The organism is Prevotella sp. P5-64 (assembly GCF_002251285.1).
Lineage (GTDB): Bacteria > Bacteroidota > Bacteroidia > Bacteroidales > Bacteroidaceae > Prevotella.
In genome coordinates this window covers 29,740-41,404 of sequence record NZ_NPJK01000056.1, presented here as the reverse complement: position 1 = coordinate 41,404, position 11,665 = coordinate 29,740, and the positions used below count along the sequence as shown (strand labels likewise).

Sequence of the window (11,665 nt, the reverse complement as noted above, 5' to 3'; positions counted from 1 at the left end):
TGCCTGGCCGATATGAAGACCATGCACCCCTTTTATCAATGTCTCTCTGATTGTTCTGATTGTTGCTGCTGCAACTGTTTCTACCACCCAATCAGTAGCCCTCTATGGGCGCTTGAGTATCACTTTGCCTTTGTAGACTGTGTCGGCGGCGCTGTCGAGGTCGTCCAGCAGCTGCGCCTTGGCGGCGGGATAGGTGCCGCGTCGCAGGATGAGGGTGTTGGTCTGCTTGACGGTGTGCCCCTCTACGCTTACGGTCGATGTGAAGGAGCCTATCTCGTTGGTTATGCTTACCGGCTTGGGCGTGGCTTCTAACATACATCCCTCGGGCAGCGTCATCTCGATAATCTCCACGTTCTTGAAGCCTTGATCTATGTAGATCTCGTGCTTGCGGTCGCGCGCTATGTGGCTCGGGACGAAGTTGCCGTGCAGCGGGTTGATGGAGGCAAAGAGGCGGGCACGCGTGCTGGTGGCTATCTGCACCTGGTCGGCTTCGACCGAGGCTGAGATGAGAGGCAGTAGGCCACGCCCGCCCTCGCCCTTGCGGTAGCCCATCCTCGCCACAGCCCGCTTTATGTTGCCAAAGGGCAGACTGTAAGCCCTTGCAGCCGCATTGATGCGGTCTTTCTCGCTCTTCTTGAGCCAGCCATAGAGCCTGGTGTAGCGATGACAGCTATAGCTGTCGATGATGTTTATGCTGCCGGTGCCGTCGGGGCGGAAAACGGTCTTCACCTTGGTAGTGCGCAGATTGAGTGTATCGGCATAGTCGGGCAGGATGACTCTGTGTCCGCCCTTGTCGCTTATCTCTACCGCCTCGTGTCCCGCTATGTCGTCGTGGGTATAGCCCAGAGGTATCTCTGGGTTGGTACACTCCATCCATATCACCCCTTTGGAGGTGGGCACCTTGAGGATGACGTGGTTGAGCTGCTGGAAGTTGGGCAGGTCGATGAGCCTGTCATACTTGGTGCTGATGAGCGTATAGGTCGAAGCCACGCCCGCTTCTGCCAGCATGGCCTTCATCAGATTGGTCAGTGCCTTGCAGTCGCCGAAACCTTTGCGCCACACAAACTCGGCAGCCAGCGGGCGGTAGCCGCCGATACCCAGCTGGATGCTCACATAGCGGGTGTGGCGGCGCAGCAGGTTGTAGAGCACCCTCACCTTGTCCCAGTCGGTGGCACAGGTGTCGGTGAGTTCGTGTACCTTGGCCCGGGCATCGTCGGGCAGCACGTCCATGCCCTGGCAGAGGCTGTTGATCCACAGTCCAAACTCTTCCCACGACTTCATGCTGCCCTGTGTGCCGTAATAATCAAGTCTCTCTGGCACGAAGAGCACTTTGGGAATCTGCTGCAGCAGCGGTTTGCTGAACTCCTCATAGACTATCTCGCCCTGGTTGGCGAGCGTGAAAGTCCAGCGTTTCTTCCCCTTGGGCGTGGTGCTCTCCACGGGCTTCATGTCGGTGTCCATAGCCACATAGCGCAGATTCATCGATGCCGGGAAGTCTACCATGCAGGTAGCCTCCTTGACCTCGGTGTCATAGGCGGGTATGGGCAAGAAGGGCGGATAGCTTATGGTGTTGTCCGTGCGGTGGTAGGTCACGTCGGTGGTCACCACGATGGGGTAGAGAGGTAGGTCTATGCTCAGTTCCACGCTCTTCAGGTCGGTGACCATGTCTCCCGAGTATTCCGAATACTTCAGGTCGCCGGCTTTGTATTTCTTGTTGAACTTGCTGTTTACCCCTTCGACCACGCAGGCGAAACGTTCAATCTTCTCCGACTTGTCGAGCGTGGTGTAGAAGTTGGCCAGCTGGCTCATGGTCTCCTTGTATATCACCACCTCGGTGTGCTCGGTCATGCGGTATTCGCTCTGCGAGATTACGTCGATGTGCACTGTCTGCTTGCGTATCTGTGCTGTGGGTTCTGCCCATGCCGCGGCAGCCCATGCCGTGACTGCGGCGATAAGCGTGATTATTCTCATGGCTTCTTCTTTAGTACTATGAGGTCTTTGCTACGCTCCACGATGTTGGCGAAGAATGTCTTCACCTCGTCGTAGCGGTTGTTGGCAAAGAATACCTTGTTGATTTTGAAGATGGTGTTACACTTGATGACATTGTTGGCTACACCGCAGACGATGCGTGCCGTCATCTCGCGCCCCTGGGTAGCGATGTTCACGCTCTTGGGCAGTTCCTCTACCTCCCAACCCTCGGGGATGGTGATGGTGTAGAGGGTGCGCTCGGTATGGATGAAGGGAAACTCTATGGGCATCTGGCGGGTGGCGTCGGTGAACGGGTTGCTCTTGACCATGGGGTAGATGATGGGCGAGATGTAGATGTGGTCGTCTGTGGCTTCACCCTTGCGGGTAAAGGTGTAGTCCTCGCTCGCCTCGTCGCCAAACTCCTTGGCGTCGGTGGTCTTGTAGTCGGCTATACTGATGTTGAAGTCTTCCTCCTTGTCGGTCACATATTCCTTCTCGTCCTTGGCTTGCGCATAGTGGGAGCGGAACATATAGGCACCCGTACCTCGGTGTACGGCCTTGACCTTGCCCTTGAGTTCGCCGTTGACGTCTATCGCTGCCGTCACTACATTGCTTTCGGTGTCTTTGCCTATGAGCTGCAGGTCTACCCACTTCTCGCCCTCTTGCTTGCTCAGGATGCGCGCCTTGTTGACATACAGAGAGGGAGTGAACGCGTTGAGGAAGCCTTTCTCCGACGAGGCGTCGGCATACATCATCTTGCCTTCGCCCATGGGTATTCCCACCACAAAGGTGTTGAGTTTGTCCATGCTGGGGTAGGTCACGGGCAGCGTGCCGGTGTTGCGTAGGCGCATCACCACGGGCACCGCCTCGATGCCGGCGTCGCGCAGCATGTTGACCATTATCAGGTTGATGTCGGCGTTGGAGCCTGTGCCCGCCTTGGCGGTCTTCGCCATCGACTGTGGGCTCAACTCGAACGTCTCGTTCCACTTGAGGTGGCTGAAGAGCAGTCGCAGCACCGCTGCAGCACGTTGCTCTGTATCGGCTATCTTGTCTATGCCCTTCTCCTTGATTTCGTCACAGTAAGGGCTTTTGCTTCCAAACTTGCTGCCAAACCAGTCGGCCTTGCGCAGCATCTCGTCTATGCGCTCCCAGGTCTCTCCGAAGTCCTTGTAGCCCACATAGGGGAAGTTGGTGGCTGTGAGCTCGGCGGTGATGCGGGCCATGTAGTCTCTCTTGCACCACACGTAGTCGTCGCCTTTGACGGCAGGCATGTTGTTGCCCACATAGACATAGTTCTTGCTGGTGGTCTGTATCACGTCACTGCGCGCTACGAGCCCATCGCCCAGGATGGGTTGCAGCAGACCAGGTCCGCGCAGTTCATACCTGAACAGCAGCCACTCGGGAATGATGGATGTATATCTTGCGTGTACCACGGGTATGGGTTGTTGGGCGTTCCAGTCGTCCATCTGGTAGTAGAGGTCGCTGCTCACGTTGTATTCGTACTCGATGACCGACCCTACCTTGGCCTGGGGGATGGTAAACTTGACGCGGTCGTGGTATTCGTCGAGCTTCTCTGTGAATATCATGTCGCTCTTCATCTTGGTCTTGACCACCTTGCCGTTCTCGAGGTTTACGGCGACTGCCTTGATGCCGAAAATCTTCTCATGGCCCTTGGCGCCCTGGCTGTTGTAGAGCACGTGGTCTACGTTGGCATAGTCCTTGCCGGCGTCCTTGAGTATCTTGATGCGGAAGCGGTTGGTGGTGACTTCGGTGATGTCGCCGCCGTCGAGGCGAAAGCCCACATCGCGCAGGTTGAGCAGCACCACGGCTGCCGCCGATGAGTCTTTGTCGTAGGTGGTCATCTTCAGTTCTTCCATGGTGGGTTCGCCGAATTTGAACTTGGGCAGGCTCTGGCCCCAGGCAGCCACCGACATCAACAGGGCGGCTGTGAGCATGATGATTACAGGTTTTCTGGTCATAGTAGAATGATTTGCGTTAGATGATATTTTGCAAAGATAGTGCAAACCGAACGCCATAAGCTTGCTTGATGGCTGAGGTGCAGCCTATCTTATGCAAAGATAGTGCAAACCGAACGCCATAAGCTCGCTTAATGGCCGAGGTGCAGCCTATCTTATGCAAAGATAGTGCAAACCGTCGTACCGACCAAGCCCATGGCGATATTTCTTACGTTTTTGCTCGATTTTTGTTGACATTCTGTCGGTGAGGGCAGGGCTGTGGCAGTCCATCTGTGCATCCCGGAAGAAAAAGGACTGATTTCCTTTTGTTCTTCACGCCGTTTGTGCTAACTTTGTAGCATAAAACCTAAAGATATGAAGATAAGTATAAAGAAAGCATTGGTCTGCTGCCTGTTGTTTGCCGGCGCTACGGCTATGGCACAGCAGCCCGCCATCATTCCCGTACCCGACCAGATGACGGTGGGCACAGGAGCGTGGACCATCAAGAAGAGTGCAACCATCGGTTGCGACAATGCACAGCTGCGGCCTGCCGCCGAGTATCTCAGCCAGATGCTCAGCCGCGCCACGGGCTATCGCTTTGCCGTCAAAAATGGCAAGGGCGACATCCGCCTTACCCTTGCCAATGAGGGCAATGCCGGTGCCTATCGCCTCAGCGTCACCGGCAAGGGAGTGACCATCGAGGGCGACACCTACCGTGGCGTCATCAACGCCATAGCCACCCTGCGCCAGCTGCTGCCCGACGACATCGAGTCACAGCAGGTGGTGGCACGCACGTGGACGGTGCCCTGTGTGACCACCCCCGACGCGCCACGCTTCGAGTGGCGTGGCATGGAGCTCGACTGCTCCCGCCACTTCTTTACCGTCGACGAGGTCTACAAGCTGCTTGACGTGCTGGCGCTCTACAAGATAGACAAGATGCACTGGCACCTCACCGACGACCAGGGATGGCGCATCGAGATTAAGCGCTATCCACTCCTCACCGAGCGTGGTGCATGGCGCATCTACAACAACCAGGATACCGTGTGCATGAAGCGTGCCGCCGAGGAAGATGCACCCGACCTGCAGGTTCCTGTTGCCCGTACGCGCCGCGATGATAAGGGACGCACCCTCTATGGTGGCTTCTACACCCAGCAGCAGGTGCGCGACATCGTGGCTTATGCCCAGGTGCGTGGCATCGAGATTATCCCCGAGATAGATATGCCCGGCCACAGCCTGATGGCCATCGACAACTACGACGGACTGTCGTGCTTCAAGCAGACGGGATGGGGCAAGCTCTTCACCACGCCTATGTGCCCGGGCAAGGACACCATGCTCGAGTTCTGCAAGAACGTGTGGAGCGAGGTCTTCGACCTCTTTCCATCGCGCTACGTACACATCGGCGGCGACGAGGTCGACATGAAAAACTGGAAGACCTGCCCCGACTGCCAGAAGCGTATGAAGGACCATCACCTCACGACCGAGCCACAGCTGCAGGCATGGTTCAACCACTATATGGAGGACTTCTTCACCGCCCACGGCAAGACCATGATAGGCTGGGACGAGATTATCGCCGGCGGACTTACCGCCAACTCGGCCGTGATGTGGTGGCGCTCATGGGCTGCCGACTCGCCCAAGCAGACCACCTCGCATGGCAATGCGCTGATATGCTCGCCCAACTCCGAGTTCTACATCGACTATCAGGAAGACCGCAACTCCATCCCCGCCATCTACCGCTTTGACCCCGTCAAGGGACTCGACGCCAAGGAGCAGCAGCTGGTGCTGGGTGTGCAGGCCAACCTCTGGACCGAATGGGTGCCCACGATGAACCGCGTGTGGTATCAGGCGTTCCCACGTGTGATAGCCACCGCCGAGCTGGGATGGAGCAAGCCCCAGACCATGAATATCGACAACTTCACCAGCCGCCTCGTCGCCCATCTGCCCCGTCTGCAGAAGATGGGTGTCACCTATCGCATACCCGACCTCACTGGCTTCTATAATGTCAATGTCTTCACCGACAAGGGCGTGGTCGATGTCAAGTGTGCCGACCCCTCGGCCACCATACGCTACACCACCGACGGTAGCATACCCGGCGTCAACGCACAGCTCTATGCCGGACCGATGACCATCACCGAGACCACGCATTTCACCTTCCGCACCTTCGGCCCCGACAACCGCAAGGGTGATATGGTGAAGTGCAGCTATGTCAAGGAAGACCTGGCACCGGCTGTGACTGCCGACAGTCTGAAGGAAGGACTGCAGGTGGCATGGCACGACTACGACGGACGCGACTGTGCCGGCATAGACCAGGCTGCGCTCAACGGCACCTATGTTACCACCGGCATCCAGATACCCGCCGAGGCAAAGGGCAATATCGGACTTATCTTCAACGGATATATCGACATCCCCGCCGACGGCATCTATACCTTCGTCCTGCTCTCTGACGACGGCAGCTATCTGAAGATAGACGATACGATGGTAGCAGACAATGATGGCGAGCACAGCCCGCGCGAAATCATCGGCCAGCACGCCATGCGCCGCGGTCTCCACCCTATCTATGCCCGCTACTTCGACCACAACGGTGGTCAGCTGCGTCTGCGCGTCATGGACGACAAGGGCAACGATGTCCAGGTGCGTTTCTGCCACTAAGGCTTACCTTATTATATAGTACAGGCGCCACGTGACGCCCGTTACTACCGACTCCATTGTCCGCAATGCCATCACCCCAGGCATTGCGGATATTTTTTTGATGCCTTGTGGTGAGGGAGGCATGTGGCGTGGTGGTCCCCCGTATCGTGGGCAGCGCCCTACGTTCCCGTTTTGCCAGCCTCCCGATTTCCCCGCGCTCCATCCCCTTCGTGCGGAGGCGTCCTATAGCCATTGTAAACCATGTGTTTGGAAGCACCGTGATTGTCATCGTCGGCTCGTATCATAAGATACGTGACCTCGTGCCTTATGATACGCGGGCTCGTAACAAATGACGCGCGGCCTCGTACCTATTGATACGAGCCACCAACTGTGGTTAGCGTGGCGGTGTGCGTGGTTGGCGCGGCGATGTGTTTGGTTGGCATGGCGGCGTGCGTGGTTGGTGCGGCGGTGTGCGTGGTCGATGCGGCGGTGTAATTGGTTGACAGCCGGAAAGCACCCTGCAGCAACTCTGTAGGAGTTGCGATTTCATAGCCCAGGGTTGCGGGCGAAGCACGCTACCCTGGGTAGCTGCCCCACTAATGTGGCAACGCTGTAAGTGTTGCGATTAGCCGTAGGCGTTACCTCAATTGATATGCTCGCCCTTCTTGCTGTGGTTAACGCTTCGCTAATCGCAACTCCTATAGAGTTGCTACACCTTATTATATATATACCCAGGGTAGAGGCGCTGCGCACCTCAACCCTGGGCTGGGGAAACGCAACTCCTACAGAGTTGCCGCTGCTTGCGGGCTGCTTGCGCTGCGCCGTCGCAATTAGATGCAAAAAGCCCGTCATCTTCGCTTGGGTTGCGATGATGGCGGGCTTGAAGGATATTGGGGGCAGTTTACTTCACGGGAACGAGCCAGAAGGTTACGCTGTAGTCGCCATACTTGAGGCGATACTCGGGCTGGGCTTCAGCCGCGCGTGACCATGAGTCTACACCACCCACTCCGGCTTGCTTCTTGTCGATGCACAGCTCGGTATACTTGGACTTGGGCAACTGGGCAGCGTGGCGCTGCTTCTTCTTGTCGCCCTCGTCGAGGTCGGAGATGTTGAAGTGGAGTGCAGAGGCAGAGAAGGGAGCGTCGGCCACAATCTTCAGACCCTTGCCCTCAGTGGTAGTCTGGTTCCACCAGCGTATGCCGGTCTTTGTACCGGTCTCCTGCGGACGTATGTAGGGATAGAATTGCTCGTCGGCGGTCTGAGTATAGATGCCAAGACGCTGAGAAGAGCAGCGGTCGATATAGTTCTCGTTGGGGCCGAGGCCATAGAAGTGGCTCTGGTCCATCTGGTACGGCATGTCGAGCTTCATACCGAAGCGCATGAGGTTGCCCACCTCTGCACCGGGAGTGGCCTTGAAGTCCTGAGTAACGCGTATCTGTCCGTCGGCACCAATGAGGTAAGACAGAGTAAGTGTTCCCTTGACCTCGGGCATATCATAAACGACCTTAACCGAAGCTGAGTTCTTGCCCTTCTCGACCTCGGTAGACTTGAGGTTGATGACGGGGTTGCGCCAAACCACGTAGCGACGCTGCAGGTTGGCACCCATATCGTTGTCAGTCACTGCACGCCAGAAGTTGGGCTTCAGCATACCGCCCTCGCCGAGCATAGACACGCCATCGACCTCGTAGCAGTTGATGTAGCTGGTGGCGGGGTCGAACTCTACCACGAAGTTGCTGCCCTGAACGCGCAGAGGAGCACCCTTCTTGTTGGCTACCTTGACCTTGCCCTTGGCTGTGCCGATGAGTCCGTCGGCGTTGAGCTCGGGCTTGGCGTCCTTCTCGGCGATGGCTATCTGGGCGTAAGCCATGGTCTGTCCCTTGGCGATGAGAGGTTCGGCAGTCTTGGTCTTGAAGTCGATGTTGAGCATCACCTCGGCATTGGCGTCGATACCGTCGAGCTTGTAGGGCAGAGTGTAAACCACCTTCTGCTGGGGAGCCACATCGAGGTTGGCTATCTCGCCCTGCTGTACGGCCTTGCCATCGGCGAGGAGAGTCCAGCACAGCTTGTAGTTGTCGATGTTGCGGAAGAAGTTCTCATTGTAAACCTCTATCTTGCCAGCCTTGGCGTCGATGGCCTTTGCCCATACGTTCTGATACTGGTAACCAACCTCGTAGGCATGAGGATTGAGTTTGCGGTCGGGGCTGATGAAGCCATTGTTGTTGAAGTTCTTGTCATCATTGCTGTCCCAGTCGTTGTAGTCGCCGGCATAGGCAAAGATTTCCACACCGTTGGCGTCTTTCTTGCGGAGAGCCTGGTCTACGAAGTCCCAGATGAAACCACCCTGGTACTTGGGGTACTTGCGGATGATGTCCCAGTACTCCTTGAAGTTGCCCTGGCTGTTGCCCATAGCGTGGGCATACTCGCACTGGAAGAAAGGCTTCTTGGCCTTCTCGTCGGTGCGCTTGCAGTACTCCTCACTCTCCTTCAGGCCGAGGTACATGGGGCAGTAGAAGTCGGAGTCGGAGTTCCAGCGGCCGCGCTCCCAATGTATGGGACGGCTGGGGTCGAACTCCTTGACCCATTTATAGGCATTCTCGAAGTTCACACTCTCTGCCGTCTCGTTGCCGAGTGACCAGATAATGACGCTGGGATGGTTGAAATACATGTGTACGTTATGCTCATTGCGCTCCATTATCTGTTTGGCGTACTCGGGCTTACGAGAGAAAGCGGTCTCTTCGTAGCCAAGACCGTGGCTCTCCTGATTGGCCTCGGCGAGGACATAGATACCGTACTCGTCGCAGAGGTCGTAGAAGCGGGGGTCAGAAGGATAGTGACAGGTGCGGACAGCATTGATGTTGAGCTGCTTCATAATCTTGATGTCCTGCAACATGCGCTCCACGCTTACCACGTAGCCGCCGTCGGGGTCAATCTCGTGACGGTTGGCGCCCTTGAGGAGAATGGGCTGGCCATTGACCAGCATCTGCGAGTTCTTGATTTCTATCTTGCGGAAGCCCACCTTCTGGGTGAGGACCTCTGTCACCTTGTCGCCGTTCTTGACTGTGGCCACGAGGGTGAAAAGGTAAGGAGTCTCGGCAGTCCACTTCTTGACATTGCGCAGCGAGAAGCGGATGGTGCCGTAGGCGTGGCGCTTGAAGTCGGCAGTGCTCTTGGCCACGGTGATGCCGTTGGCGTTGAGCAGCTCGAAGTCGATGACAGGGCGTCCGGTCACGTCGACCTTCACCTCGAGGGTACCGTCCTTGTAGTCATTGATGAGGTCGGGGGTAATTCTGAGGTCGTCGATATGCACTCCGGCGTCGCGGGCGTAAAGGTAGCTCTCGCGGGCCACACCGCTGAGGCGCCAGAAGTCCTGGTCTTCGGAGTAAGAACCGTCACACCAGCGGAATGTCTGGAATGAAATGAGGTTGTCACCCTTATGGATGTAAGGGGTAATGTCGAACTCGGCAGCCACCTTGGAGTCCTCGCTGTAGCCCACGAAGCGTCCGTTGACATAGAGGTACATGTTGGAAGTGACAGAGCCGAAGTGGGCTATCACCTGCTTGCCGTCCCAGTTGGCGGGGATAGTGATGATGCGGCGGTATGAACCCACGTGGTTGCGCTCGTTGGGGGTATAGGGCGGGTTGTTCTTGAAATGACCGCGCCAGACATATCCCACGTTGATATAGGCAGGGTCGCCATATCCCTGGAGCTCCCACATGCCGGGAACGTTGATTTCGCCCCATGTGCTGTCGTCGAGGTCGGTCTTGTAGAAGTCGGTAGGACGCTGGTCGGCGTTCTCTACAAACTTGAACTTCCACTTGCCGTCGAGCGAGAGGAAATTGGACGACTCGGTCTTGGCGCCCTTGAGCGCCAGGTCACGGTTCTCATACGCGAAGAACTGGGTGTGCAATGGGAAACGGTTTACCGCGTTTACCTGCAAGTCTTGCCATTCAGTGAAAGTGGGCGTCACATCGGCCGCCGACACTGAAAGTGTTGCTGCAAGTGCCAATAAAAGGAATGAATTTCTCATGTAATTATTGTTAATTTAATGATAATGCATAGGTAGACATGGCAAAGATAAGCAAAAACAATGGTAACTTTGCACATAAATGGCTTAAAAATGCAAAATCCCTATATTAAACAGTACCCCGACCTCATGGACGGGAAGAAAATCATGTATATTCATGGTTTTATGTCATCAGCACAGAGCGGAACGGTATCAATCCTGCAGACACTGTTACCCAATGCGACGGTGGTGGCGGACGACATTCCGCTGGACCCGGTCGAGGCGGTGACGATGTTGCAGGAAATGGCTCGCCGGGAGAACCCCGACCTCATCATCGGTACCTCGATGGGCGGCATGTATGCCGAGATGCTGCACGGCTATGACCGCATACTGGTCAACCCCGCACTGGAGATGGGGCAGACCATGCAGAAGAGCAACATGATGGGCAAACAGGTGTTTCAGAATCCACGTCGGGACGGCGTGCAGGAGGTGGTGGTGACCAAGGCTCTGGTCAAGGAGTATGCCGACATTACCACCCGCTGCTTTGCGGCAGTCGATGCCGACGAGCAACGGCGTGTCTATGGTCTCTTTGGCGACAAGGACCCGGTGGTGCATACCTTCGACCTCTTCCACAGCCATTATCCTCAGGCTATCCGCTTCCACGGCGAGCACCGACTGATAGAAAAGGTGGTGCACAGGTATCTGATACCGGTGATAAGGTGGATAGACGACCGGCAGGAGGGCCGCACGCGTCCCGTGGTGCTGATAGACAGTTCGACCATGAGAGACAGCTATCTCAACGCGACATCAAGCATGCACAAGGCGTTTGAGATGCTCATCGAGAAATACGATGTAAGGATAGTGGCGCCGGCTCCCACCGACCACCCCGAACAGATAACCGAGATGGGAGCATGGATAGAAGACGCGCTCTCGGCTCCGGCGTGGAACAGGGTAATCTATACCAACGACCCGCAGCTCATCTGTGCCGACTACCTGATAAGCGACCGCGATGTGGACGACTTTATGGGTACCGTCATCCGTTGGGGCAGCGACAAGTTCAAGACCTGGGAAGAAATCATCGGTTATTTCGAACTGCTGGGTGGCCAGTAGCGGG

At 56.4% G+C, this 11,665-nt stretch carries 5 protein-coding genes; 2 read left to right on the top strand and 3 right to left on the bottom strand.

What is annotated here, in order from left to right; genetic code table 11:
• Positions 1 to 102 precede the first annotated feature (102 nt).
• Both CIK87_RS10155 and CIK87_RS10150 read right to left on the bottom strand, forming a co-directional pair.
• Complete coding sequence (locus CIK87_RS10155) at positions 103 to 1,971, bottom strand: transglutaminase family protein (protein ID WP_094387070.1); 1,869 nt, start codon at positions 1,969 to 1,971, stop codon at positions 103 to 105.
• On the bottom strand, positions 1,968 to 3,947 hold the full coding sequence (locus CIK87_RS10150) for a DUF3857 domain-containing protein (protein ID WP_158216238.1): 1,980 nt from the start codon (positions 3,945 to 3,947) through the stop codon (positions 1,968 to 1,970). Before CIK87_RS10150 ends, CIK87_RS10155 begins: the two co-directional genes overlap by 4 nt.
• Before the next feature lie 351 nt (positions 3,948 to 4,298).
• On the opposite strand from CIK87_RS10150, the gene CIK87_RS10145 reads away from it, so the two are divergent.
• A complete protein-coding gene (locus tag CIK87_RS10145) occupies positions 4,299 to 6,569 on the top strand; it encodes a family 20 glycosylhydrolase (protein ID WP_094387068.1) in 2,271 nt (756 codons plus the stop codon).
• 880 nt (positions 6,570 to 7,449) lie between these two features.
• Here CIK87_RS10145 and CIK87_RS10140 read toward each other — a convergent pair.
• Positions 7,450 to 10,575, bottom strand: coding sequence for a glycoside hydrolase family 2 TIM barrel-domain containing protein (locus CIK87_RS10140; RefSeq protein WP_094387067.1), 3,126 nt, complete (start codon positions 10,573 to 10,575; stop codon positions 7,450 to 7,452).
• Positions 10,576 to 10,665: 90 nt separating this feature from the next.
• Here CIK87_RS10140 and CIK87_RS10135 point away from each other — a divergent pair, with 90 nt between their 5' ends.
• Positions 10,666 to 11,661, top strand: a complete 996-nt coding sequence (locus CIK87_RS10135; RefSeq protein ID WP_094387066.1) for a YqiA/YcfP family alpha/beta fold hydrolase — start codon at positions 10,666 to 10,668, stop codon at positions 11,659 to 11,661.
• Positions 11,662 to 11,665 lie beyond the last annotated feature (4 nt).